The 24,063-nt window shown below is 66.4% G+C and carries 21 protein-coding genes and 1 tRNA gene; 12 read left to right on the top strand and 10 right to left on the bottom strand.

The window, feature by feature from the left end:
* Positions 1–2 precede the first annotated feature (2 nt).
* Positions 3–2,528 carry a bifunctional lysylphosphatidylglycerol flippase/synthetase MprF gene (locus ACFTSA_RS10925; protein WP_377951281.1) on the top strand — a complete coding sequence of 842 codons (2,526 nt, stop codon included), beginning with the start codon at positions 3–5 and terminating at the stop codon, positions 2,526–2,528.
* Between the two features lie 31 nt (positions 2,529–2,559).
* On the opposite strand, the gene ACFTSA_RS10920 is transcribed toward ACFTSA_RS10925, so the two are convergent.
* The 5 genes from ACFTSA_RS10920 to ACFTSA_RS10900 form a co-directional block, all read right to left on the bottom strand.
* A complete protein-coding gene (locus tag ACFTSA_RS10920) occupies positions 2,560–3,084 on the bottom strand; it encodes a DoxX family protein (protein WP_377951280.1) in 525 nt (174 codons plus the stop codon).
* 140 nt (positions 3,085–3,224) lie between these two features.
* Positions 3,225–4,259, bottom strand: coding sequence for a Gfo/Idh/MocA family oxidoreductase (locus ACFTSA_RS10915; protein WP_377951279.1), 1,035 nt, complete (start codon positions 4,257–4,259; stop codon positions 3,225–3,227).
* Positions 4,260–4,268: 9 nt separating this feature from the next.
* Entirely contained in the window at positions 4,269–5,204 is a 936-nt protein-coding gene (locus ACFTSA_RS10910; protein ID WP_377951278.1) for an ATP-binding cassette domain-containing protein, read from the bottom strand.
* Between the two features lie 5 nt (positions 5,205–5,209).
* On the bottom strand, positions 5,210–6,265 hold the full coding sequence (locus tag ACFTSA_RS10905) for an ABC transporter permease (RefSeq protein ID WP_377951277.1): 1,056 nt from the start codon (positions 6,263–6,265) through the stop codon (positions 5,210–5,212).
* Positions 6,266–6,321: 56 nt separating this feature from the next.
* Positions 6,322–7,317: a substrate-binding domain-containing protein gene (locus tag ACFTSA_RS10900; RefSeq protein WP_377951276.1), complete on the bottom strand. Its 996-nt coding sequence runs from the start codon at positions 7,315–7,317 to the stop codon at positions 6,322–6,324.
* 345 nt (positions 7,318–7,662) lie between these two features.
* On the opposite strand from ACFTSA_RS10900, the gene ACFTSA_RS10895 reads away from it, so the two are divergent.
* Positions 7,663–7,815, top strand: a complete 153-nt coding sequence (locus ACFTSA_RS10895) for a hypothetical protein (protein WP_377951350.1) — start codon at positions 7,663–7,665, stop codon at positions 7,813–7,815.
* On the opposite strand, the gene ACFTSA_RS10890 is transcribed toward ACFTSA_RS10895, so the two are convergent.
* Positions 7,812–8,288 carry a MarR family transcriptional regulator gene (locus tag ACFTSA_RS10890; protein ID WP_314191690.1) on the bottom strand — a complete coding sequence of 159 codons (477 nt, stop codon included), beginning with the start codon at positions 8,286–8,288 and terminating at the stop codon, positions 7,812–7,814. The genes ACFTSA_RS10895 and ACFTSA_RS10890 overlap by 4 nt on opposite strands.
* A 95-nt stretch (positions 8,289–8,383) precedes the next feature.
* On the opposite strand from ACFTSA_RS10890, the gene bcp reads away from it, so the two are divergent.
* The 6 genes from bcp to ACFTSA_RS10860 all read left to right on the top strand — a co-directional run bounded on the left by bcp (position 8,384) and on the right by ACFTSA_RS10860 (position 16,802).
* A complete protein-coding gene (bcp, locus tag ACFTSA_RS10885) occupies positions 8,384–8,860 on the top strand; it encodes a thioredoxin-dependent thiol peroxidase (protein ID WP_377951275.1) in 477 nt (158 codons plus the stop codon).
* Between the two features lie 133 nt (positions 8,861–8,993).
* Positions 8,994–9,075: transfer RNA gene (locus ACFTSA_RS10880), tRNA-Leu, on the top strand.
* Positions 9,076–9,311: 236 nt separating this feature from the next.
* Positions 9,312–9,998, top strand: a complete 687-nt coding sequence (locus ACFTSA_RS10875) for a fasciclin domain-containing protein (RefSeq protein ID WP_377951273.1) — start codon at positions 9,312–9,314, stop codon at positions 9,996–9,998.
* A gap of 207 nt (positions 9,999–10,205) precedes the next feature.
* Positions 10,206–11,882 carry an ABC transporter substrate-binding protein gene (locus tag ACFTSA_RS10870; protein ID WP_377951272.1) on the top strand — a complete coding sequence of 559 codons (1,677 nt, stop codon included), beginning with the start codon at positions 10,206–10,208 and terminating at the stop codon, positions 11,880–11,882.
* A gap of 77 nt (positions 11,883–11,959) precedes the next feature.
* The gene (locus ACFTSA_RS10865) at positions 11,960–13,465 is read left to right on the top strand and encodes a malate:quinone oxidoreductase (RefSeq protein WP_377951271.1); all 1,506 of its coding nucleotides are present in this window, start codon (positions 11,960–11,962) and stop codon (positions 13,463–13,465) included.
* Positions 13,466–13,583: 118 nt separating this feature from the next.
* Positions 13,584–16,802: an efflux RND transporter permease subunit gene (locus ACFTSA_RS10860; protein WP_377951270.1), complete on the top strand. Its 3,219-nt coding sequence runs from the start codon at positions 13,584–13,586 to the stop codon at positions 16,800–16,802.
* A gap of 35 nt (positions 16,803–16,837) precedes the next feature.
* On the opposite strand, the gene ACFTSA_RS10855 is transcribed toward ACFTSA_RS10860, so the two are convergent.
* Positions 16,838–17,584 (bottom strand): hypothetical protein, encoded by a 747-nt coding sequence (locus tag ACFTSA_RS10855; RefSeq protein ID WP_377951269.1) that lies wholly within the window; start codon positions 17,582–17,584, stop codon positions 16,838–16,840.
* 243 nt (positions 17,585–17,827) lie between these two features.
* On the opposite strand from ACFTSA_RS10855, the gene ACFTSA_RS10850 reads away from it, so the two are divergent.
* Positions 17,828–18,973: an LLM class flavin-dependent oxidoreductase gene (locus tag ACFTSA_RS10850; RefSeq protein ID WP_377951268.1), complete on the top strand. Its 1,146-nt coding sequence runs from the start codon at positions 17,828–17,830 to the stop codon at positions 18,971–18,973.
* A complete protein-coding gene (locus ACFTSA_RS10845) occupies positions 18,970–19,452 on the top strand; it encodes a MarR family winged helix-turn-helix transcriptional regulator (protein ID WP_377951267.1) in 483 nt (160 codons plus the stop codon). Before ACFTSA_RS10850 ends, ACFTSA_RS10845 begins: the two co-directional genes overlap by 4 nt.
* A gap of 110 nt (positions 19,453–19,562) precedes the next feature.
* Here ACFTSA_RS10845 and ACFTSA_RS10840 read toward each other — a convergent pair whose 3' ends face one another.
* Both ACFTSA_RS10840 and ACFTSA_RS10835 read right to left on the bottom strand, forming a co-directional pair.
* Positions 19,563–20,369: a transglutaminase family protein gene (locus ACFTSA_RS10840; protein WP_377951266.1), complete on the bottom strand. Its 807-nt coding sequence runs from the start codon at positions 20,367–20,369 to the stop codon at positions 19,563–19,565.
* Positions 20,370–20,446: 77 nt separating this feature from the next.
* The gene (locus ACFTSA_RS10835) at positions 20,447–21,235 is read right to left on the bottom strand and encodes a hypothetical protein (RefSeq protein WP_377951265.1); all 789 of its coding nucleotides are present in this window, start codon (positions 21,233–21,235) and stop codon (positions 20,447–20,449) included.
* An 84-nt stretch (positions 21,236–21,319) separates the two neighbouring features.
* Here ACFTSA_RS10835 and ACFTSA_RS10830 point away from each other — a divergent pair, with 84 nt between their 5' ends.
* Both ACFTSA_RS10830 and ACFTSA_RS10825 read left to right on the top strand, forming a co-directional pair.
* Positions 21,320–21,982 (top strand): DUF1684 domain-containing protein, encoded by a 663-nt coding sequence (locus ACFTSA_RS10830; RefSeq protein WP_377951264.1) that lies wholly within the window; start codon positions 21,320–21,322, stop codon positions 21,980–21,982.
* Positions 21,983–22,028: 46 nt separating this feature from the next.
* On the top strand, positions 22,029–22,901 hold the full coding sequence (locus ACFTSA_RS10825; RefSeq protein ID WP_377951263.1) for a fumarylacetoacetate hydrolase family protein: 873 nt from the start codon (positions 22,029–22,031) through the stop codon (positions 22,899–22,901).
* Here ACFTSA_RS10825 and ACFTSA_RS10820 read toward each other — a convergent pair.
* A complete protein-coding gene (locus ACFTSA_RS10820) occupies positions 22,894–24,060 on the bottom strand; it encodes a cysteine desulfurase family protein (protein ID WP_377951262.1) in 1,167 nt (388 codons plus the stop codon). The two genes, ACFTSA_RS10825 and ACFTSA_RS10820, sit on opposite strands and share 8 nt — an antisense overlap.
* Positions 24,061–24,063 lie beyond the last annotated feature (3 nt).

Genomic DNA, 24,063 nt, shown 5'->3' with positions numbered 1-24,063 from the left:
CCGTGAGCATAACCCTGCCCGGCCGGCTCCCGAGGATGCGGGCGATCGGGCGTCTGCTCCTCAGGATTCCTCTCGCTTCGTGCCTCACCGTCTCGATGTGGACTGCCGCCGTCGCGACGCATGCAGTTACTGCCGGTCCCCCGGCCGGAATCCGGCAGGCGGTCTCACCGAGCCTGTTCGCCGCCGGCCAGGTCGACCTCCTGGCCCCGCTCTTGGCCATTTTCTTCACCGGGAACCTGGTTTCCTACGTGCTGGCGAGCGTAGTCATCCTCGCCGCCGTGGGGTTCGCCGAATCCACGATGGGCACCTGGCGGGCCGGGGCGGCTTTCCTGGGCGGCCATCTGGGTGCCCTGGTGCTGTACGTCGCCGTGGTACAGGCGGGCTCCGCGCTCGGCAGCGACTGGCTGGCCAGCATGAAGCACACGGGCGTCCCGGGCGCCTATGCCGGCGCGCTCGCTGCGGCGATGGCCGCCAGTCCGCTTATCAGTGCGCTGTGGCGCCGCCGCCTGCGGTCCGTTGCCGTCGCAGTGACGCTGATGCTTCTCCTGTATGTCGGGCACCCGCAGTCGCTGGATGCTTTCCTGGGGCTGCTGTGCGGGCTGGCGCTGGGCCAGTTCATGCACCGCCACATGACACGGGCCTCCCGGCTCTCGGCCCATTTCACCCGGTCGTCCAGCAGGGAAACCAGGGCGCTGCTGTCCATGGCTGTGGCTGTCTTCGCGGCCGGCCCGGCCATGGCGGCCCTGGCGCAGGCGCCTTCGGGTCCGCTGGCGGTGCTGCGGGACCTCATCGTCAACCCGGTCCCCACCATCGGCCAGCTCCAGGCCAACTGCCGGGCTGCAATCGACCTCAGCTGCGCGCAAGTGATCCACAGTCCCGGCCTCAACGGGCCGGGCGGAGTCGCCTTGTCGCTGGTGCCGTTCCTGATGCTTCTGGTGTGCGCGGAAGGCCTCCGGCGGGGAAGCCGCCTTGCGCTCTGGCTGACCATCGGAGTGCACCTGGTGATCGCCGTTCTGTCCGCCCTGCACCTGCAGCTCTTCTCGCTTTTTGGAACCTACATGCGCACCGGCGGCCGCGTGCTTTCCGTGGACTCGGCGATCGTCGAAGTGCTGCCGGTAGTGCTGGTCCCGTTCTTCATCGCTGCGCTGCTGTTCGCCAGCCGGCGGCATTTCATTGTCGACCCGGACCCCGTGCTGCGGCACCGGACGCTGGTCCTGCTCCCGTCCCTGTTCGCGGTGTTTGTGCTCGGATACGTGATCGCCTGGTTTGCGGAGGACAACTATCATCGCCGTGCCGGCTTGCTGGCGCTGGTCACCACGCTTCCCAGGATGTTCCTGCCCTACCCGTTTTCCTTCCGCTATTCCGTGTCCGTGTATCCGCACGGTTTCTTCTCCACCCTGCTCTTCAGCTTTGGCGGCGCCGCCTTTTGGCTGGTCGCCATGTTCAGCGTCCTCGGACTCTTCCTCAGCCGCGGGCTCAGGGATGCCCGCCAGGACAGCGACCGGGCTTTGGCCAAAGACCTCGTCCGGGTGGGCGGCGGCTCGTTGTCGTGGATGGCCCTGTGGCCCAATAACCGCTATTGGTTCAATGACGCCGGGACGGCGGGGATCGCCTACCAGGTCCACTTCAATGTTGCCGTCACCGTGGGCGGTCCCTTCGGGGACCCCGCGGACGCGTACGCGGCAGCCGAGGAGTTCACCCGCTTTTGCGCGGCGCAATCCCTGGCACCGTGCTGGTATTCCGTCGCCGACGACCAGTGGGGGCATCTGGAGAAGCTGGGCTACCGGCGGGTCGCCGTTGCCGAGGAGACGCTGCTGCCCATCCGTGAAATCGAATTCAAGGGCAAGGAGTGGCAGAACGTCCGCACCGCGATCAACAAGGCGCGGAAGCTGGGTATCGCCGCGCTCTGGTCAACCTACGGCGAACTGCCCGGAAGCCTCCGGTCGCAGGTCCACGAGATCTCCGAAGCCTGGGTGGCGGACAAGGCCCTGCCGGAAATGGGGTTCACCCTGGGCAGCCTGGAAGAACTGAAGGACGACGACGTTCTCCTGTGCCTGGCCGTGGACACGGAGGGCACAGTCCACGGCGTAACGAGCTGGCTGCCGGTGTTCGAGAACGCTCGTGTTGTCAGCCGGACCCTTGACTTCATGCGGCGGAGCCGTGACGCTTTTCCCGGCGTCATGGAGTTTCTGATCGCCTCGGCCGTCCTTCACTTCAAGGAGACGCTGGACGTCATTTCGCTCTCCGGCTCGCCGCTGGTCAGCTCCGGAGCGGCCGCGCCGGTTGCCGCGGAAGGGGATGCCCTGGGCCGGTTCCTGGACCTGCTGGGCAGCGGCCTCGAGCCCGTTTACGGGTTCCGGTCGCTGGCCGCGTTCAAGGCACGGTTCCGGCCCAGGCACCGGACCCTCTACATGATGTACCAGGATCCACTGTGGCTGCCGCGCATCGGACGTGCCGTCACAGAGGCGTACATGCCCAACATCTCATTCCGGCAGACGGCGAAGCTGGTCCGCGAAATCGTGGGCTAGCGCCCTGCTGCCCTGTTCCTGAAGGGCCGCACTATTTCTTAACGGCCGCACGGGAGGGTACCGGCAGCGGCCATGCCGGGGCGCGGTTCCGTGATCTGGCGGGAGCATGGGCGATCAAGGCCAGTGTCGCCCCGATAAGGACGAGATTCTTCATGACGAACTCGCCATCCTCTGTCAGAAGCAGCGGGTCGCCCTGGGCAAACATCAGTCCGGGCAGCATCACGAAGGTCAGGAACGTTCCGCACAGGTGCGCGGCGAGGACCGGCAGTGCCAAGCGAAGCGCCACCCCGGTGACGAGCGCCGCGCCGAGCAGCACTTCGACCGCACCGAGAACAGGGACCACCGCGTGCGGGTCCGCCCATGGCAGGGTTCCGGCGACCATCGCCGCGACCGGCGATACGCCTGCCACTTTCAGCGCCCCGAACCACATGAAAAGGACGCCCAGCAGAATACGCAGCGAAGGCAACGCCGCCGGGCGCAGCACCCGCACAAGGCGGGCGTCCGCAGCACCCCCAAGACGCACCAGAAGCCCGCCCCCGCGCAGCAAAGTTTTCATCGTGTTCCCTCCTGGCCTTGGGGACAGCCGCAGCCCCGGTTAATGGATGCAGGGAGGTTACCGGCGAGCCCTTATGTTTTCCTTTGGCATGCGGGCAGAGGACGGGTCCCCGCAGACGACAGGCGCGGCTTCTCCCCGCGTCAGCCCGCCGGCTGGAGCGCGACCCGCACCGGCTCCCCGGACTGCAGCGACTCCTGGGCGGCGTCCGCCACCATCGACGCCGCGACGGCGTCCTCGGGTGTGCACGGGTTCTCCCGCTGCCCGAGCACCACTTCCACGAAGGCCGCCAGCTCGGCGCGGTATGCCGTCTGGAACCGCTCGGCGAACGTGCGGTGCGGCGGTCCCGCGGGAAAACCCACGCCCGGTTCGGCAGAGGACATCGCCATCTGCGCGTCCATCCCCACCATGATGGAACCCGCGGATCCCTGGAGTTCCAGGCGGACGTCGTGGCCCGCCCCGTTGTAACGGGTGGCCGAGACGGTTCCGACGCTGCCGTCGTCGAACGTCACCACTGCCAGCGCGGTGTCGACGTCGCCGACGGCGCCAATGGCGGGGTCACCGTTGTTGGATCCCTTGGCGAAAACTTCCACGATTTCCTTGCCGGTGAGCCACCGGAGGATGTCGAAGTCGTGGACGGAGCAGTCCCGGAACAGCCCGCCGGAGGTCGCGAGGAACTCCACCGGCGGCGGCGCCATGTCGCAGGTTACCGCCCTGACCGTGTGGAGCCATCCCAGCTCCCCGGCGTCGAAGGCACGCTTGGCCTCCAGGTAACCCGGATCGAACCGGCGCTGGTGCCCGATCTGGACTCGGCCGCCCGCAGCCCGGATATGGTCGAGCACGGGCAGTGATTCCGCCACGTTGACGGCGACCGGCTTTTCGCAGAAAACCGGGATTCCCGCGTCCACGCCTGCCCTGATCAGCTCGGGGTGCGTGGCGGTCCCGGTGGCGATGACGAGGCCGTCGATGCCGGAGTCCACCAGGGCTTCAACCGAGGGCAGGAACCCGGCACCCATTCCGTCGGCCAGCGAGCGGGCATGCTCTATGGCAACGTCGGTCAGGTTGAGCTGCACGGAGGTGCCCTGCGGCCCCAAAAGCTCATTCAGTCCGGTGATATTCCGGGCGTGCATGGCGCCGATCCGGCCCACTCCGACGAGTCCAAGAGTTACTTCCTTCATGCGGCTCCCCTACTTCGACGCCTGGCCGGCGACTGAGCCTTCGCTGGCGGAGTCGGTCACGTCGGCCACTTCGGCTTGAACTTCCTTGAGGGCGTCGGTGTGGCCGCCGAGTTGTTCGAGTTCGTGGGCGAGCTCGGCGAGTTCGGCGCCGCCGGCCATCTGGGCGGTGAGTTCTTCGAGCGTGATGTCCTTTTTCTCGTAGTAGCCGATCGAGCGGCCGCGTTTCAGGAGCAGGAACCTGTCCCCGACCGGGAACGCGTGGTGCGGGTTGTGGGTGATGAAAATGACCCCGAGCCCCCGGTCCCTGGCCTGCAGAATGTACCGCAGGACCACGCCGGACTGCTTCACGCCGAGGGCGGCGGTGGGTTCGTCCAGGATCAGGACCTTGGCGCCGAAGTACACGGCCCGGGCGATCGCCACGCACTGGCGTTCACCGCCGGACAGCTGCCCGATGGGCTGTTCCACATCGCGCAGGTCGATACCCATGTCCGCCAGTTCCTGCTTTGTGACGTCCTTCATGGCTTGGACGTCCAGGCGCTTGAAGGGGCCGAAGCCCGTGGTCAGCTCGGAGCCTAGGAAGAAGTTACGCCAGATGGGCATCAGCGGAACGACTGCGAGGTCCTGGTAGACGGTGGCGATGCCGGCATCCAGGGCGTCACGGGGCGAATCGAATTTCCGCTCCTCACCCATGATGTGAAGGACACCCTCGTCGTGCTGGTGCAGGCCGGCGATGATCTTGATCAGCGTGGACTTGCCCGCGCCGTTGTCCCCGAGCACGCAAGTCACCCTGCCGTTGTCCACGGCCATCGTGACGTCCGTGAGGGCGACGATGTTGCCGTAGTGCTTCGCCACGCTCTCCAGCGAGAGCAGGTGCACCGGGGTGTGGGTCAACGGGTCCTTCTCGTCCCTGAGGAGTTCCTGCTGGTGGATTTGTTTAGCGTCCATGGTGTTCAGCCCTTACTTGAGTCTGCGCGGCGCTTGACGATCAGGTTCACGATGGTGGCCAGGAGCAGCATCAGGCCAAGGAAGAACTTGAACCAGTCCGGGTTCCACTGCGCATACACGATGCCCTTGTTGGCCATGCCGAAGATGAAGGCGCCGATCGCGCCGCCCACTGCGGATCCGTAACCTCCAGTCAGCAGGCACCCCCCGATCACGGCGGCGATGATGTACAGGAATTCGTTGCCCACGCCCTCGCCGGACTGCACGGCGTCGAATGCGAACAGGTTGTGCATGCCCAGAATCCAACCGCAGAAACCCACGGCCACGAACAACCCGATCTTGGTCTTGGTCACCGGAACACCAACCGCCCGGGCCGCGTTCGCGTCGCCGCCGGCAGCAAAAATCCAGTTCCCCACCCGGGTCCGCAGCAGCACCCACGACGCCACCGCCACCAACGCGATCCAGATGAACACCGTGATCTTGACCTCCACCCCGCCCAGCGTGACCGAGGAAGCAAAGATCGCCTGGGCCGATGAGAACCCGTCCATCGTGGAGATCGACGGCGAGGACACAGACCCGCCAACCAGCCGGGTCAGGCCGAGGTTCAGGCCGGTCAGCATCAAAAACGTCGCCAGCGTGACGATGAAGCTCGGCAGCTTGGTCTTGATCAGGATCCACCCGTTGATGAACCCGATACCCAGCGAAACGAGCAGGGCCAGGCCCACCCCGACCCAAACGTTCATGCTGAAGTACCAGCTGAACAGGGACGCGGTCAGCGCCGAACTGATCACCGCCACACCGGTGGAAAGGTCAAACTCACCGCCGATCATCAGCAGCGACACCCCCACCGCCATGATGCCGATCGTCGAGGACCCATACAGCACCGTCGCGAACGCGTTCGGCTGGGTAAAGGTCTGGGACACCGACGCGAAAAACACAAACAAGACAATCGCACCGACAAGCGCGCCCACCTCGGGACGGCCCAACAGCTTCTGCAAAGGGTTGCGCCTGCCGACACGCTCGTCGGTCACCGCCGGTTTGGTAATGGTCCGGGTCATGGTCATTGGAATGCTCCTTGCTGCCCGGTCCGGCGTTTCCGCCGGACCGGGCTGGCGGGCTGCTAGCGGATACCCTGCTGCGCGAACGTGAGGGCGTTGGCCGCTCCGGCCTTGTCCACGATGGTGGGGCCGGTCAGGACGGGCTGGCCGCCGCCGAGCTTGAAGCCGCCGCGCTTGGCCTGCCACAGGGCGTCCACCGAGCCGTAGCCCTGCAGCCAGGGCTGCTGGTCGACGGTGAATTCCACGGCACCGTCGGCGATCTTCTGGGCCAGCTCGGCGTTCATATCGAAGGAGGCCACCTTGGCTTTGCTGCCGGCCGCGGTCACCGCCTTGAGGATGGTCAGCGTGTAGGGCGCACCCAGCCCGATGATGACGTCGGCGTCAGGCGTGGCCTGCAGTTTGGCGGTGACGGTGGAGGACACCTGCGTCATGTCCGTGCCCTGCACGTACAGGATCTCGGTGGCCGGAACCTTGGACTTGACACCGGCACAACGGGCTTCGAGGCCAACGTGCCCCTGCTCCTGGATGACGCAGACCGCATGCTTGAGTCCGAGGGAATTGAGCTTGTCGCCCACTGCTTCGCCGGCGAGCTTCTCATTCGAACCGAAGTGCGTGAACGCTCCCAGCTGGGCAAACACGGATTCACCGGCGTTGAGGCTCACTACCGGAATTCCGGCGTCCGTGGCCTTCTTCAGTGCATCCTTCAGGGCGTCCGGTTTGGCCAGGGTGACTGCGATGCCGTCCACCTTCTGGTCCACGGCCTGCTGGATCAGCTGGGCCTGCCGGCCGCCTTCGGGGTCAGAGGTGTACAGCAGCTCGACGTTGTCCTTGGCTGCGGCCTCCTCAGCGCCCTTGCGGACAATATCCCAGAAGGTGTCTCCGGGAGCGGCGTGCGTGATGAGCGCAACCTTGATCCGCGGTGTCGACGCAGCCTGGCCTCCGGCGCCGGCATTCGCGTTCTCCGGAGCCCTGCCGCCGCTGGACGAACAGGCACTCAGAGCCATCATCGGCACGACGGCGGCAACCAGTGCCACCCGCCGCCATGAAAATTTCTTCACCGAAAATCTCCTTTGATCCGGGTTCCCGCCGTGCCACACCGCACCGGCCGGGAGTGTTGATATCTCCGATCATGGTGACTCGGATCACTCTTGTCAACGTTTGTCCTAACATTAGGACGATATTAGTTTTTCATCCGTGTGGTTACCGGTGAAGGCGTGCCCGAACGCCGAGAGAGGGTTCGTCCCCGCAGCAGGCCCCGCTCCGCCCGAAGCCCCCGCTCAAACCCTATGACGCCGGCATAGCCGACGTCCGCGAGCGCTTTGGCGAGGGCTGTAGTTGATCTCGCCCGTGCCGGGCCCGAACCCGGCCGTCATCGCCTTTGACGAGAGGTCAGCCTCGGGGTCATTGAGAGCCTTCGGGCACAGGGATTTCAGGTTCCGGCAGATGTGTCAGTGCTGGGCTACGACGACAGCCAGTTCGCGTGGCTCAGCTATGTCCAGCTGTACCACTGCTGCTCCCCGGGCAGGCGGTTAGCCACCGGTTACGGGAAGAACTAAGAATTTGCCTCGACGGTCAGCCCGGAGTCGGCACCGGCAACGATGGCGTTGGTCTCCGGGGATGCGAAGCGCTTCGCCAGCTCCCGGACCACGGCCTGAAGTTCCTGGCGGAGCAGATCCGGGTCAATGGACGCGGCGGCGAGGACGGAGCGTTCCATGTCCGCTGCGGCCATGACGGCTTCGGTGCCGCGCTCCGTGAGCGAGACGACGTGGCTGCGCCGGTCCGAGGTGCTGCGCTGGCGCACGATGTGCCCGTGCGACTCGAGGCGGCTCAGCGTCTTGCCCATGGTTTGCGCCTGCACCCGGACAAGCTGGGCAAGCTGCGCCTGCGTCATGGGACCGCTGTTGTAGAGCACTTCGATGGCGATAACGCCGGCGTGCGTCAGGCCAATGGCGCCCAGCTTCTCGTTCCATGAGTGCTCAACAAGGCGGGCCGCCGTTGACAAGAGGCGCCCTGTGGGCCAGCGATCCATATCAGGCATACCACCAAGTATAACTAAGCCTGATTAGTACCCGACACGAAGCCTTACTAAGCTGAAATGTCCTGCACCAAAACAAGGAGACAACGTTGGCTGAAAAACTCACGCCGGGCGACACCGCCCCCGGCTTCACGCTGAAGGACGCCACGGGAGCGGACGTCAGCCTCAGCGATTACCACGGCCGGAACACTATCGTTTATTTCTATCCGGCCGCTGCCACGCCCGGATGCACCAAGCAGGCCTGCGACTTCCGGGACAGCCTGGCGTCCCTTCAGGCCGCCGGCTACGAGGTGCTGGGAATTTCCCCCGACCCCGTGGGCAAGCTTGCCAAGTTCGCCGACGCCGAAGGCCTCACCTTCCCCCTCCTTTCGGACGAAGACCATGCAGTTGCCGAGGCATACGCTGCGTGGGGCGAGAAGAAGAACTACGGCCGCACCTACGAGGGCCTCATCCGTTCCACCGTGGTGGTGGATCCGGACGGCAAAGTCGCCGTGGCCCAGTACAACGTCCGGGCCACCGGGCACGTCGCCAAGCTGCGCAAGGACCTCAAGCTCGAAGAGGTCTGAAACCCTGCGCCTGACCACCTCTCCGCGCCTGCCGCAAGGACCGCACAGGTGACGGTACAATTGAGGCTGGCATCCGCCGTCGTACGTTTTTCCTGCTGCTGACAGCGTGCAGGGGCGGACCAGGTGGTGCCAGGCGCGAGTGGTGAAATTGGCAGACACGCAGGATTTAGGTTCCTGTGCCTTCGGGCGTGGGGGTTCAAGTCCCCCCTTGCGCACTGCGGTGATCGACAGCGAAATCCCGGGCTACGGCCCGGGATTTTTTCTGTTTAACGCGCCGCCAAAAAATTATTCCCGGTTCACCCATCCGTTGCTGCCGACCAGGCGAATACCCAGTGAGACACCGCCCAACAGCCTGGAACTTCAGGCCGGTGACCCACAGTCGGAAAAGGATCGCCGGAGGAAGCCGGACTCCCTTCGGTCCTGTTCGTCGGCACAACTAAGGAGAATCGAAATGCAGTCTTTCAAGCGCTCAACCTTCACCGTCGCAGGCATTGCAGCCGCCGCTCTGCTGAGCCTCACCGCGTGCGGCGGCTCCGCCGGCACGTCCAGCAGCTCGTCGGCCGCCGCTGAACCGTCCAGCATGGCGCCCTCCGCCTCCAGCAGGGCGCCGTCACCGTCGGAAACCTCGACGGCGGCCATGGATCCCGCAGCCAACCTCGCCGGACCCGGCTGTGCCGACTACGCCAAGCAGGTTCCCAGCGGCAAAGGCTCCGTCGCGGGCATGGCCCTGGACCCCGTGGCCGTCGCCGCCTCGAACAACCCGCTGCTGAAGACGCTCACCGCCGCGGTCTCCGGCAAGCTGAACCCGAAGGTCAATCTCGTAGACACGCTGAACGGCAGCGAGTTCACGGTGTTCGCGCCGGTTGACGCTGCCTTCGCCAAGGTTGATGCAGCAACGATCGGGACCCTCAAGAAGGACGATGCCCTGCTGAGCAAGATCCTCACCTACCACGTGGTCCCCGGCCAGATCACCCCGGACAAGATTGTGGGCACGCACAAGACCGTGCAGGGCGGGTCGGTCACCGTGACCGGCACCAAGGATGCCCTCAAGGTGGACGGCGCCAACGTGATCTGCGGCGGCGTCCAGACGGCCAACGCCACCGTGTACCTCGTGGACTCGGTGCTGATGCCCAAGTAATCGCTGAGCCCGTTCCGGGACCCAGGCCCTGCACAGAGGCCGCAGTCCGCATCCGACAGGTGCGGACCGCGGCCTCTTCTTGTGCCGCCAGCCGCCCGGCGTGTCCTGGCTCACGCGTAAGCCAAGCGCGTGCGATCCGTCAATTAGACTGGGTGGCGGGCAAGCAGCCGCCCACGCGCACCCCAGCAGTCCAGAGGTGGTAATCGAGTGCCCAGCAGCAGTATCCCGCGCCGTACGGCCCTCAAGACCGGCGCCGTCCTACTGGGCCTGTCCCTCACGTCCTGCACGAGCGAAGCCCAGCCCACGCCGTCGTCCGCCGCGGCGAGCACCACAACTGCCGCCGCTGCGCCTTCAGAGACCTTCACGTTCGGCACCGCCTCGCAGCCGCTGGGCCTGGACCCCGCCCTGGCCAACGACGTCGAATCGCAGCGGGTCACCCGGCAGATCCTGGAAGGCCTGGTGGGCGTAGACCAGACAACGGGCGAGCCCACACCGCTGCTGGCCACGGAGTGGACGGAATCGTCGGACGGCATGTCCTACACCTTCACCCTTCGCCCGGGCATCAAATTCCACGACGGCTCGGCGTTCAACGCTGAGTCCGTCTGCACCAATTTCGAGCGCTGGTTCAAGTTTTCAGAGGCGCTGCGGAAGCAGGCTCCGGGAACCACCTTCAAGGGCGTCTTCAAGGAGCACGCCGACCATGCGGAGCTGTCCGTCTTCAAATCCTGCACTGCCCTGTCGGCGCTGCGGGTGCGGATCAGCCTCACGGAGCGCTTCACCGGTTTCCTCCAGGCCCTGACGCTTCCCGCGTTTGCCATCTCCTCCCCCAAGGCACTCGCCGCCGGGAAGGCTGACCAGCTCAGCCTGCGCCGTGGCAACCAGGCACTTTCCGGCTACGCAACGCATCCCGTAGGCACCGGCCCCTTCCGCTTCTCCTCCTGGGACAGCGCGGGCGTCTCCCTGGTGACCAACAAGGGATACTGGGGCGCCCGGGGCCAGATTTCCACGCTCAAATTCGTCCCCTACGACCACCCGCAGACGCGGCTGCAGGCACTGCTGGACGGCAGGATCGACGGCTATGACGCCGTAACGGTGGGGAACTTCGACCAACTGGTCAAACGCGGCAAGCAGATTATCCAGCGGGATCCGTTCTCCGTGATGTATCTCGGCATGAACCAGGACATTCCGGTCCTGAAGGACCTCAAAATCCGGCAGGCCATCGAGTTGGCCATCGACAAGGACACGCTGATCAGGCGCTTCTTCATCGACAACACCGCGCAGGCCTCGCAGTTCGTTCCGCCGAAGCTGAGCGGGTTCAACAACAACGCTCCCGCGCTGGGGCATGATCCCGCCAAGGCGAAGGAACTGCTGGCCGACGCCGGGTACAAGGGCCAGGCGCTGAAGTTCTACTACCCCATGAACGTCACGCGGCCCTACCTGCCGACTCCGGAGAAGGTCTACGCGGAAATCAGCCGCCAGCTCACGGCAGTGGGCCTGAACATCCAGCCCGTTCCCGTCGATTGGACGGACGGCTACCTGCAGAAGGTGAAGAACCCCGGCGACCATGCCCTGCATCTGCTCGGCTGGAACGGCTCCTATGCCGACGCGGACAACTTCCTCGCGCCGCTCTTCGGCGAGAAAAACGGTGAGTTCGGGTATCAGGACCCGCAGGTCTTCGCCAAGATCGACCGCGCGCGCGGACTCCCGGACGGCCAGGAACGCACGGCTCAGTACCAGACCATCAACGCCCAGATCGCGGAGTCCCTGCCCGCAGTTCCCATCGCTTTCCCGATCTCCGCACTGGCCCTGTCCGACCGGGTGGTCAGCTATCCCGCCTCGCCGGTATTAAATGAAGTTTTCACCAAGGTCCAGCTGAGGTCTTGACGCCGGGGCCCAATTTCAGTTAGTGGGCGGTGCAGGGATATTCTGTGACAGCCAGAGCCGCCTATCGGAGACTGATTGTGACCTTCATTTCCAAGACCCAACATGCCGACGTCGTTCTTATTGGCGGCGGCATCATGAGCGCCACGCTGGGTGCGTTCATCAAGCAGCTCGAACCCAACTGGACCATTTCCCTGTTCGAGCGGCTCGACGAGGCCGGCCTGGAGAGCTCAGGGCCGTGGAACAACGCCGGCACCGGACACGCCGCGCTGTGCGAGCTTAATTACTCCCCCGCAGCCAAAGACGGCTCGGTCAACCCCGCCAAGGCGCTGCACATCAACGAGCAGTACCAGCTGTCCCGCCAGTTCTGGTCCCACCTGGTGGACAACTCGCTGATCGGCTCCCCCAAGGGTTTCATCAACACCGTTCCGCACATGAGCTTCGTCATCGGCGACGACAACTCGAACTTCCTCAAGACCCGGTACAACGCGCTCAAGGAGCACACCCTGTTCCGGAGCATGGAGTACTCCGAGGACTTCGCGCAGATCGCCAAGTGGGCGCCGCTGATCGTGAAGGGCCGCGACACGAAGCAGCGCGTCGCCGCAACCCGCGCGGCAGAGGGCACCGACGTCGACTTCGGCGCCCTGACCCGTGAGCTCACCGGCTACCTGGCAAACAACGGCGTCGAAATCAACTACGGCCACGACGTCACCGATGTCCGCAGGGCGTCCGACGGCGGCTGGGACCTTTCGCTCAAGCACCCGGCTTCCGGTGAGCGCGGCAGCATCCGCGCCAAGTTCGTCTTCGTCGGCGCCGGCGGCGGCGCACTGCACCTGCTGCAGGCTTCCGGCATTCCGGAAAGCAAGGGATTCGGCGGTTTCCCGGTGTCCGGCCAGTTCTTCCGCTGCACGGACCCGTCCCTCGCGTCCCAGCACAACGCCAAGGTCTACGGCCAGGCTTCTGTCGGCGCCCCCCCGATGTCCGTGCCGCACCTGGACACCCGCTACGTCAACGGCAAGCGCTCCCTGCTGTTCGGCCCGTACGCCGGCTTCTCCACGAACTTCCTGAAGAACGGCAGCTATCTCGACCTTCCGCTGTCCATCCGGCCGAGCAACATCATCCCAATGCTGGCCGTGGCCAAGGACAACATGGACCTGACCGCCTACCTGGTCAAGGAAGTGGCCAAGCGCCACGCCGACAAGGTGGAGGCGCTGCGCGAGTACTACCCCGAGGCCAAGGACGGCGACTGGGAACTCATCACCGCCGGCCAGCGTGTGCAGATCATCAAGAAGGATCCGAAGAAGGGCGGTGTGCTGCAGTTCGGCACCGAGGTGATTGCCGCCCGCGACGGTTCCATCGGCGCCCTCCTCGGCGCTTCACCTGGTGCCTCCACGGCCGTGCCCATCATGATCGAACTCCTGCAGAAGTCCTTCCCCAAGAACTTCAAGGGCTGGCAGTCCAAGCTCAAGGAAATGATGCCGGGCTATGGCGTCAAGCTCAACGAAAACCCGGAGCTGGCGGCGGAGCTCGAGAAGGCCACCGCCAAGAGCCTCCAGCTGGAAGCATCGCCCGCAGTCCAGCGGTGACTGTGCAGAGCTGACCGTCCTGGCTGACCGTGCAGGGCTGACCGTCCTGGGCTGACCCGGCGCGGGTTTCGGCAGGCACCACCGAAGCAAACAGTCCGTCGACCCAGGAGATCATGCGATGTTCCGGCTGGCCCACCTATCCCTCGGGAACCGCGCGCTCATCGCGCTGATCACGGTCTTCGCCTCGGTGTTCGGGGTGATCACCATGTCTTCGCTGAAGCAGGAACTCATTCCCTCGATTGAGTTCCCGCGGATCACGGTGATCACGTCGATGCCCGGGGCGTCGCCGGAGGTGGTGGACAAACAGGTCAGCAGGCCACTCGAGAATGCGCTGAACGGCGTCGAAGGCCTGGAGTCGACGTCGTCCACCTCCCGCAACGGCGTCTCGCAGATCAGCCTGGTGTTCACCTACGGCTCCAACCTGGACCGGGCCCGGAACCAGATCGACCGCGCCATTTCCAACGCCAGGCGCACACTGCCGGACGACGTCCAGCCCCAGGCCATCGCCGGCAGCATCAGCGACTTCCCGATCGTCTTCCTCGCCGTCTCCTCGGACAAGCCGCTGAGCGAGCTGAACACCGACCTCCAGCGGCTGTCGGTGCCGAGGCTGCAAAAGCTCGACGGCGTCCGTGGCGCCGACGTGACGGGCGGCGCCACCCGGCACATCCTCATCCAGCCGAGCGCGGCCAAAATGGCTGCCGGCGGCGCCAGCATCCAGTCCGTGCGGAACGCCCTGACCAATAACGGCGACCTTATTCCGGCGGGCACGATCGAGGAGAAGGGCAAAAGCCTGTCCCTGCAGATCGGCAGCCCTGTCGACTCCGTGGCTGCGGTGAAGGCCCTGCCGCTCAGCGGGGCCAGCCCGGGCACCACCATTGGTTCCGTGGCCGATGTCAGCATCAAGGATGACGCCCGCACCTCCATCACCCGGACGAACGGCCTCGAAACACTGGCCATTTCCGTGACGAAGAAGCCCGAGGGCGACACCGTGGCGATATCGCACGCGGTCAAGGATCTGCTGCCGCAGCTCGAGGCGGAGCTTGGCTCGAACGCCAGGTTCACCCCCGTCTTCGACCAGGCACCCTTCATCGAAAAATCCATCAAGGACCTCACCACGGAGGGTCTGCTGGGCCTCGGTTTCGCGGTTGCCGTCATCCTTCTCTTCCTCATGTCCGTCCGCTCCACGCTGGTCACCGCCGTCTCCATTCCGCTGTCGCTGCTGATCACCTTCATCGGCCTCTCCGGCACCGGCTATTCCCTGAACATCCTCACGCTCGGGGCACTGACCATCGCTATTGGCCGGGTGGTGGACGACTCAATCGTGGTGATCGAGAACATCAAGCGGCACCTCAGCTACGGCGAAGCCAAGCTCACCGCGATCCTCACCTCCATCCGTGAGGTGGCCGGCGCCATCACGGCCTCCACGCTGACCACCGTGGCCGTCTTCCTCCCCATCGCCTTTGTGGGCGACCTCGCGGGTGAACTGTTCCGTCCGTTCGCGCTGACCGTCACCATTGCGCTGCTCTCCTCGCTGCTGGTGTCCCTGACCATCGTCCCCGTACTGGCGTACTGGTTCCTGAAGAGCCCCGCCGATGCAGGCGCGGGCGATGCTCCCCGCTCCGCCCTGGAAGTCCAGGCGCAGGCGCACCAGGCCGAGCAGCGCAGCATCCTTCAGCGCGGCTATCTCCCGGTCCTGAACAAGACCCAGAAGCACCCGGTGCTCACCCTGATCGCCGCGGTCCTGGTCCTCGGCGGGACCGCTGCCATGACGCCGCTGCTCGCCACCGACCTGCTGGGGCGTTCAGGCGAGAACAGCATGACGGTCAAGCAGGAACTTCCCGCCGGCACGGGCCTCGACGACACCAGCGCAGCGGCCCGGAAGGTCGAGGACGTGCTCCTGGGCATCGAGGGGATTAAGGATGTGCAGGTGACCTCCGGCAATGCGCAGGCGGGCTTCACCGCGCTGACGTCCTCGGGCGCCTCCAATTCCTCGTTCACGGTGGTCACCGACGAAAAAGCGAACCAGGGCAAGCTGCAGGACACCGTCCGCAGCGAGCTGGCCGCGGCAGGCGCCGCCGGGAAGATCTCCGTCGGTTCGCAGCAGGGCGGCTTCGGCACGTCCTCCACCGTGGACATCACCCTCAAGGCGGCTACCTCCGAAGGCCTGAAGAAGGCCAGCGACGCCATGGTCCAGGCCATGGCCGGGGTACCCGGAAGCAGCGAGGTGACCACCAACCTGGCTGCCAGCCAGCCCGTGGTGCAGGTTAAGGTTGACCGGGCCAAGGCGGTTGCCGCGGGCCTGACCGAAGAGCAGGTGGCGGGCGTCCTGGCCTCCACCATCAGCCCCGTTCCCGCCGGCACCGTCCGCATCGACACGGACGACTTCCCCGTCCAGATCGGCGAAGGCAAACGCTTCACCAGCATCGCTGCCGTCCGCGACATCCCGCTCCCCACCGCCTCCGGCGCCGTCCCGCTCAGCCGGATTGCCGCCGTCGAGCAGGTGGACGTCCCCGTTTCCATCACCTCCAGCAACGGCCAGCGGACCGCCCAGGTGTCCATCACGCCGTCGGGATCCAACCTGGGCGCTCTCAGCGCCGAGGTGCAGCAGCGGCTCAAGGGCGTGAAGCTGCCCGCCGGAGTGACCGCGGAGATCGGCGGCGCCACCACCCAGCAGGCGGAATCGTTCCGGCAGCTCGGCCTCGCGCTGCTGGCCGCCATCGCCATCGTCTACGTGATCATGGTGGCGACGTTCAAGTCCCTCGTGCAGCCGCTGATCCTCCTCGTTTCCGTGCCGTTCGCCGCCACCGGAGCGGTGGCGCTGCTCCTGGTCACGCGGGTTCCGCTGGGGCTGCCGTCGCTGATCGGCATGCTGATGCTGGTGGGCATTGTGGTGACCAACGCCATTGTGCTGATCGACCTGATCAACCAGTACCGGAAACCGCGCGGCGCCAAGCCCGCGATGAGCGTCGCCGACGCCATCACCCACGGCGCCCGGCAGCGGCTCCGCCCCATCCTCATGACGGCGCTGGCCACGGTCTTCGCACTGACCCCCATGGCGCTTGGCATGACGGGCGGCGGCGGGTTCATTTCCCAGCCGCTGGCCATCGTGGTGATCGGCGGACTGGTCTCCTCCACGGCGCTGACGCTGGTGCTCGTCCCCGTGCTGTACCGCCTGGTGGAGGGTCGGAAGGAGAAGAAGGAACTGATGCGCCAGCTCAAGCAGCGGCCCGGCTTCTCCCCCGCCGACGACGACGTCGATGCCGAGTTCGCCGACTGGACCACCGGCATGGTGCCCAAGCTCAGCGGACGCCGTGCCGCCCCCGGCTCCCCGGAATAAGCCCCTGCCGGTTGACGCCGCTGCCGGCACCGGGCTTACGCTGCGTCCCGCGGCTCCTCCTCCGTGCGATACAGGTTTTCGATGACGGCGTCGGCATACAGGGGCCCAATCTTGGGATACATCGTGCGCAATTCGCGCACCGCCGCCTCATGGCCGCGCCTGATGTGGATGACCCTGAGCCAGCTGATCTGGAGACCCGACAGACGCACGCCGGCCTTGGAAACCTGGCGTTGTTCAATGATGCGCCAGATACTCACGGCTGACTGCGCAAGCGCCAACCCGACGATCAGCGGCGCCGCGGCACCAGGCGCGGACGGGTAGGAGAAGAACATGGCGGGAATAACCAACGACAGCAACAGCGTGCCGAGACCGAATGCCTGCCATCTCAGCCAGTCCCGGTAACGTCCGCGCCGCAGCGGCGGTATCTCCGACGGCGCCACCTTCTCTGCGGCCATCACAGTTATCCCAGCCGAGGCCAGCAGCAGGCCGGCCATCCACATGTAAGGGCGGGCCGGGCTGGCGAGGGCCGGTACGGCCAGAAATTCCGATGCGAACATAACGAGGGGCAGGATCCCCGGCAGGATGTCCGCCAACTGCATCCGCATCAGCACCCTGTCCCGGGACCGCAGACGCCAGGATAATATGACACCACCGTGAACCACGGCCACAGCCCCGAAGAAGAAGGTGAATGCAACCGCCTTTGCGTCTGCTGCCACGGAGGGCAGGGCAGCCAGCCAAAAACCAAAGCCTCCGGTGACGAGCAAAGCGCCGCCGACCACCACGGAGACCGGTTTGGCATTCTTCACTGCCTTCATCGACAGTTGCACCTCCCCCGGAAGGTCGCAGGCCCCGTGTGCCCATGGAACGCCCGGGCTGCACACGTGTCAATGGTCTTACCTGGCCGGTCCGGGAGGGCGGGAATATCCTGGCGCCGGGAACGTTGAGGGCATTACATGCAAATGCATGTAAATCGGGTACACTGGTTAAAGCAGGCCCGAACAACCCCGGCGAACGGAAGGCTCATCATGCAGATCGGCGTATTCAGCGTCAGCGACATCACCCAGGACCCCACCACGGGCCGGACCCCCACCGAGCACGAGCGCATCAAGGCATCCGTGGCGATCGCCAAGAAGGTCGAAGAAATCGGCATGGATGTCTACGCCATCGGCGAGCACCACAACCGGCCGTTCTTCTCCTCCTCCCCCACCACCACGCTCGCGTACATCGCCGCGCAGACCGAGCGCATCACGCTGTCCACGGCCACCACGCTGATCACCACGAACGATCCGGTCAAGATCGCCGAGGACTTCGCCATGCTGCAGCACCTCTCCGACGGCCGCGTGGACCTGGTCCTGGGCCGCGGCAACACGGCCCCGGTCTACCCCTGGTTCGGCAAGAACATCCAGGACGGGATCGAACTCGCCATCGAGAACTACAGCCTGCTGCGCAAGCTGTGGGATGAGGACACCGTCAACTGGTCCGGCAAGTTCCGCACGCCGCTGCAGAACTTCACCTCCACCCCGCGCCCGCTCGACGGCGTGGCCCCGTTTGTCTGGCACGGCTCCATCCGGACGCCGCAGATAGCGGAGGTGGCCGCCTACTACGGCGACGGGTTCTTCGCGAACAACATCTTCTGGCCCAAGGAGCACTACCAGCAGCTGATCGGACTCTACCGCGAGCGCTACGAGCACTACGGCCACGGCAAGGCGGACCAGGCGATCGTGGGGCTGGGCGGACAGTTCTTCATGCGGAAGAACTCCCAGGACGCCGTCCGGGAATTCCGGCCGTACTTCGACAACGCCCCCGTCTACGGCCACGGCCCGTCGCTGGAGGACTTCACGTCCCAGACGCCGCTCACCGTCGGCAGCCCGCAGGAGGTCATCGAAAAGACCCTCACGTTCCGTGAGTTCTTCGGCGACTACCAGCGCCAGCTGTTCCTGATCGACCACGCCGGCCTGCCGCTGAAGACCGTTCTGGAGCAGCTGGACCTGTTCGGCGAGGAAGTCCTGCCGGTCCTGCGCAAGGAGTACGCCGACCGCACGGCCGCCCACATCCCGGCTCCGCCCACGCACGCCGGACGCGTTGCCGCCCGTATCGCAGGTGAAGGCACCGCCACCGAAGGCACAGCAGGTGAGGGCGCTGCCGCCGCCTCCCCGACGGAGTCGCGATGACACCCCGGAACGCCCCGGCGGCGTCCGGGCCGTCGATGTCCACGGTCCGACTGGCGGCCGAAACCTGGGAGTCGCTGTTCCGGGCACAGGTGGCCGTGATGCGCCGGCTGCAGTCCGGCCCCGCCTTCCGGAACCTGGCGGTGAACGAGTACGATGTGCTGTTCACCCTGTCGCGGTGCCCGTCCGGCTGGCTACGGCTGAACGAGCTGAACGACAACGTGCTGCTGAGCCAGTCCAGTCTGAGCAGGCTGGTGGACCGCCTGGAGAAACGCGGCCTCGTGGAACGCACGCCCGCCCCGGACGACGGCCGGGGCGTGCTGCTCAAACTCACGGAGGAGGGCGCGGCGCTGCAGAAGGAAATCGGCCGGGAGCACGTGCGGGACATCGCCGAGCTGGTTGCCCCGGCCCTGACCCCGGCGGAGCAGCGGGAACTCTTGCGCCTCACCGAGAAGCTGCGTGCGTCCCTGCCGTTGCGTTAGTCACCAGCCGTCCCGTTAGCGGGACGGCCGGCGGCGCCGTCGGACGGCAGGTGACAGTGCCGACGTCGGACGGCCGACGGCGGGAGGCTGCTTACGCTGCAAAGCTGACGTCAGCGGAGAACGGCCAGTTTGTCCGGATCCTCCGCCGGCAGCTCGCCGTCCACCGTGGCGGAAACACGGATCTCCCGGAGGGAGAGGCTGCCGCCCACCGTGGACAGGAAGGCGGTGTCCGAGGAGTCGCGCCCCGCGGTGATCCGGAGCATGGCGTCCCGAGGCGCCAGGCCCGTGGGGTCGATGACGTGCCAGGCCCCGTTGACATGGGCTTCGGCCACGGCGTGGAAGTCCATCGGGGAAAGACCCGGCGCATACACGGCCGCCAGCCGGGCAGGCACGTTCTTGGCGCGCAGCAGCGAGATGGCCAGGTGCGCATAGTCCCGGCAGACGCCCCGCCGGTGCAGCAGGGTTTCCACGGCGCCGTCCGTTCCGCGGGAGGAACCGCTGACGTAGCGCAGTTCGTTGAAGACCCATTTGCGCACGGCGTGCAGGAGCTCCCCGCCCTGGAGTCCGCCGAACTCCGCATACGAAGTGGGAAGCAGCCTGTCAGACTCTGCGTAGCGGCTGGGCCGGACATAGCGGATCAGCTCCATCAGCGAGGCTTCCTCGGGCTCGGCACGGCCCCCGACGGTCGCTGAGTAATCCACCGTTACCTCGGTGGGGTCGGCAAACTCCATGTAGTGGAACCTGCCGCCGTGGTGGTCCGAAAGCTCAGTAAGTGGAACCTGCTCCCCGTCAGCCGTCACGCTGAGGTCCTCCACAAAGGACGTGTAGCCGGCGTTCCTTGCCACGGAGATGGCCATCGCCACCTTGGTGTCGGCCACGGTCTTGAATATCAGGCGGGCAGCAACAGTTCGTTCCATGGGTCTCCGGGGTGTGGGGCGGCGGCGGCGTCAGTCAGTCGCGGCTGCGGGCTGGGTGTGCCGGAGGCGCAACGCGACTAGCTCTTGATCTCCAGAGACATTAGCATCCGCTGGACGTTGGCGAATTCGGAGCCCTTGTTGACGTAGCCGGCGGCCTGGTCGAGGGTGTCGAAGGCTTTGGCCGGAGCCACTTTTTCGTCCGGCGCGAACGGCTTCAGCGAGCGCACGTCGCTGAACGAGTAGTTCCCCCTGCCCGCCAGGCCCTGCACCACATTCTGCAGCTGGCAGGCCTTGGAATCAGCGCCGCCCACCAGATTGGTGATGCCGTAGGAGCCAAAGTAGCGGTAGCCCTGGATCACCCTGAACACCACGTGCGGGTCGATGGTCCCCTGCCCTCCGCTGTGCGGCAGCTCCATGGGCACGCTGCTGACGACGACGTAGGGCTTGCGGGCGGAAGCGGCGCAGCTCGCTGCGGTGATGTTGGGCAGGCCGGTCTGCAGGGTGGCCAGGTACGTGCCTTCCTTGTCCTTGACCTCAATCTTCACCGCACCGGGAAGGGTTCCCTTGTCGGGGTCCACCGACTGGGCAATCCAGTCCTGCGGAAGTTCGAAGCTCACTGTCTTGGCAGGGTCGGTGAAGACCTTCCACGCCGCCGCCGTGGCGCCGGGTGAGGCTGAGGAACCCTCCGACGCGGCGGCGGAGGGGCTCGCGGACCCCGAGGCCGCCCCGCTCGCCGGGCTGGTGCCCGGCTCCGCCGTCCAGGCGGGCCCGCCCTTGCCGTCGCTGCTGCAGCCGGCCATCAGTCCCGCCGTCAACAGCACGACGGCGGCGATGCCAGTACGTCCGGAGGCCGTGATCCCTGTCATGGCTCCAGCCTAGCCGGGACGCCCTGCCCAACCCGAAGGCACAGGTCAGCGTTTCGCAGGTGAAACAGCAACTAGGCTGAGGTCATGGCCGAACATGAGCTGGACGCAGCAGAGCAGACACTGGCGAACATGTCCGCCCTCGACATTGCCGACTGGCGGCTGAGGACCTTCGCCCTCTACGACACGGTGCGCAAGATCGCCGCGGACAGCCCCGCGGAAGCCCACGCCTACTGGCGCCAGGAGCGCGACCGCATGTTCGGCACCCACGCCGCGTCGGCACTGACGGCCGAGGCCAAGGCGTCCTTCTACGGTCTCAAGACCGCAGACTACGATCCCATCTACCGTTTCTATGTGCCCCTCACCAAGGAGGGCGCCGGGCAGGAGATGAACGTTGAGACCGGGACGGACGGGCTGGTCAGATTCCTCCGGCTGGGAACGTTCGACCTTCCCGAGATGGGGCAGCTGGCGGTGTGGAAGCTGAAGGGCTACGGCGGCGGGATCTTCGTCCCGTTCCGTGACGCCACGGCCGGGAAGCCCGGTGGAAGCTACGGTGCCGGCCGCTACCTCCTGGACACCATCAAGGGTGCCTTCCACGGCGTCCGCGGTTCCGGGTCGGACGCCCAGTACGTGCTGGACTTCAACTTCGCCTACAACCCCTCGTGCGCCTACAACGAGGCCTGGGCCTGCCCGCTTGCCGGCCCCGCCAACCGGCTGGCCGTGGAGATTCCGGTCGGCGAACTGTACTGACGCCACACGGTTCGTGGCAGTTCCGGCCGGCACATACGATGGCTGAATGACCCCACCTGCCCAGCGGATTGCACGTGTCCGCCCCGTAACCCCAGCCCCGTCGTCCGCGGCCCTGGACACAAACCCACACTCAGGCACCGCCGAACTTCCCGAACAGTTCTTCGTGGCCAGCTACGCCACGGACTTCGAGTGTGCGGCAGGACGGACCTGGACGGTGGTGGAGTCCCCGTTCCCGGGCTCGCGCGCCAACGCCAACAGCAACCACAGGCAAGGATGGGAGCCCGGGACTGAGGTCTCCGAGGACAGCTTCACCTTCCTCGCGCCGAGCGTCCCGGCCAATGTCCTGGGGATGGCCCACAACACCGGGCAGGCCGGCCGGGACCTTCCCGCCCAGGCCTTCCACAAGGCGGCCACCAGCGTGATCGGGCCGGGCGAGGCGATCGAACTGCCGGCCGGAATCGGCCTGGTGGAGCCGGAGGCGGAACTGGCCGTGGTCGTCGGCCGGACAGCGAAAAACCTGACCCTGAACAACGCACGGACCGCGATTCTTGGCTACACCATCGGCAACGACGTCACCGCGCGCAACCGGCAAAAATCCGATGAACTTTGGCTGAGTGCCAAGAGCCAGGACACGTTCACGCCGGCCGGGCCGTGGATCGTCACCGGGCTGGACCACGCGGACCTTCCCGTCGGCGTCGTCCACAACGGCACCGAACTGCCGGCGGCAAGCACCGCAGACCTCGGCTGGAAGGTGGACGAGATCCTCGTCTACCTGACGTCGTTCATGACCCTGCACCCCGGCGACCTGGTGCTCACCGGGTTCCCGGCGGCCAGCACCGGCATCCGGCCGGGCGACACCGTCACCTGCCGGGTGGGCGGGATCGGCGAGCTCACCAACCCCGTCAGCGCCGCTAGCTGACCGGCACGCCGCCCAGGTTCCGGACGCTTCCGACGGCGGCCCTCACCGCGGCGGCGGCAGCGTCCAGGTCAGCGGCGGTCACCGACGAGTCAAAGCTGAACCGCACGGCGGTCTGCGCCACCTCCGCTTCGATGCCCAGTGCCACCAGCACCGGTGACGGCGCATCCGATCCTGCCGCGCACGCCGAGCCGCTGGAGCAGACCACGCCCTGACGCTCGAGTTCCAGGAGCACGGACTCCCCGCTGGTGCCGGGGAAGCAGAACGACGCCACGGAGGGCAGCCGTTCGGACGGGTGCCCGGTCAGCAGCGCACCGGGCACGCCGCCCAGTACCGCGGCGACAAACCGGTCGCGGAGACCCGTGACGCGGGCTGCGAGCGCGGGCTGGTCGGCGTGTGCCAGGGTGAGCGCGGCGGCCAGGGCCACGGCGCCCGCAACGTTCTCGGTGCCGGACCGCCGGCCACGTTCCTGGCCGCCGCCGTGCACGAGCGGCTCCATGCGGGTCCGGCCCCGGACGAACAGGACGCCGTTGCCCTTGGGCGCCCCGAGCTTGTGCCCCGAGATGCTTAACGCGTCCACGCCGAGCGCGCGCACGTCCAGGGGCAGCCAGCCTGCGGCCTGCACGGCGTCGGTGTGGAAGGGGATGCCCCGCTCCTTCGCCAGGGCCGCCAGATCGGCCACCGGCTGAACGGTCCCCACCTCGTTGTTGGCGTACATGATGCTGACCAGCGCCGTTTCCTCCCGCAGCACCGCGGCGAGCGCATCCGGGGTGACCGTCCCGTTTCCGTCCACCGGCACCACGTCCACGGTGAAGCCGTGGAAGCGTTCCAGGTAGCGTGCGGACTCCTCCACGGCGGGATGCTCGACGGCGCTGATCACCACCCGGTTCAGCGCCGGGTCCGCCGCCTGCCGGGCCAGCGCAATGCCCTTGACGGCAAGGTTGTCCGCCTCCGTGCCGCCCGACGTGAAGGTGATCTCCCCGGGCCGGCAGCCCAGCACGGCGGCCACCGTCTTGCGGGCATCCGTGAGCGCCCGCGCGGCGGAGTCACCGAGCGAGTGGTGGCTTGACGGGTTCCCGAATTCGCCGGTGAGGTAGGGCCACATGGCCTCCAGCACCTCCCGGCGGACGGGTGTTGTGGCTGCTGCGTCCAGGAAGATCATGGT

This window comes from Arthrobacter sp. NPDC057013 (assembly GCF_042674585.1).
GTDB lineage: Bacteria > Actinomycetota > Actinomycetes > Actinomycetales > Micrococcaceae > Arthrobacter.
This window is presented reverse-complemented; position numbering and strand designations above follow the sequence as displayed.

What these genes read in the sequence shown, in the direction of transcription:
- ACFTSA_RS10835 (WP_377951265.1), bottom strand. Translation starts at nt 21,235, where the DNA reads ATGACAGGGATCACGGCCTCCGGACGTACTGGCATCGCCGCCGTCGTG.
- ACFTSA_RS10845 (WP_377951267.1), top strand. Translation starts at nt 18,970, where the DNA reads ATGACACCCCGGAACGCCCCGGCGGCGTCCGGGCCGTCGATGTCCACG.
- ACFTSA_RS10820 (WP_377951262.1), bottom strand. Translation starts at nt 24,060, where the DNA reads ATGATCTTCCTGGACGCAGCAGCCACAACACCCGTCCGCCGGGAGGTG.
- ACFTSA_RS10830 (WP_377951264.1), top strand. Translation starts at nt 21,320, where the DNA reads ATGGCCGAACATGAGCTGGACGCAGCAGAGCAGACACTGGCGAACATG.
- ACFTSA_RS10890 (WP_314191690.1), bottom strand. Translation starts at nt 8,288, where the DNA reads ATGGATCGCTGGCCCACAGGGCGCCTCTTGTCAACGGCGGCCCGCCTT.
- ACFTSA_RS10825 (WP_377951263.1), top strand. Translation starts at nt 22,029, where the DNA reads ATGACCCCACCTGCCCAGCGGATTGCACGTGTCCGCCCCGTAACCCCA.
- ACFTSA_RS10850 (WP_377951268.1), top strand. Translation starts at nt 17,828, where the DNA reads ATGCAGATCGGCGTATTCAGCGTCAGCGACATCACCCAGGACCCCACC.
- ACFTSA_RS10915 (WP_377951279.1), bottom strand. Translation starts at nt 4,259, where the DNA reads ATGAAGGAAGTAACTCTTGGACTCGTCGGAGTGGGCCGGATCGGCGCC.
- ACFTSA_RS10920 (WP_377951280.1), bottom strand. Translation starts at nt 3,084, where the DNA reads ATGAAAACTTTGCTGCGCGGGGGCGGGCTTCTGGTGCGTCTTGGGGGT.
- ACFTSA_RS10905 (WP_377951277.1), bottom strand. Translation starts at nt 6,265, where the DNA reads ATGACCATGACCCGGACCATTACCAAACCGGCGGTGACCGACGAGCGT.
- ACFTSA_RS10860 (WP_377951270.1), top strand. Translation starts at nt 13,584, where the DNA reads ATGTTCCGGCTGGCCCACCTATCCCTCGGGAACCGCGCGCTCATCGCG.
- ACFTSA_RS10840 (WP_377951266.1), bottom strand. Translation starts at nt 20,369, where the DNA reads ATGGAACGAACTGTTGCTGCCCGCCTGATATTCAAGACCGTGGCCGAC.
- ACFTSA_RS10875 (WP_377951273.1), top strand. Translation starts at nt 9,312, where the DNA reads ATGCAGTCTTTCAAGCGCTCAACCTTCACCGTCGCAGGCATTGCAGCC.
- ACFTSA_RS10910 (WP_377951278.1), bottom strand. Translation starts at nt 5,204, where the DNA reads ATGGACGCTAAACAAATCCACCAGCAGGAACTCCTCAGGGACGAGAAG.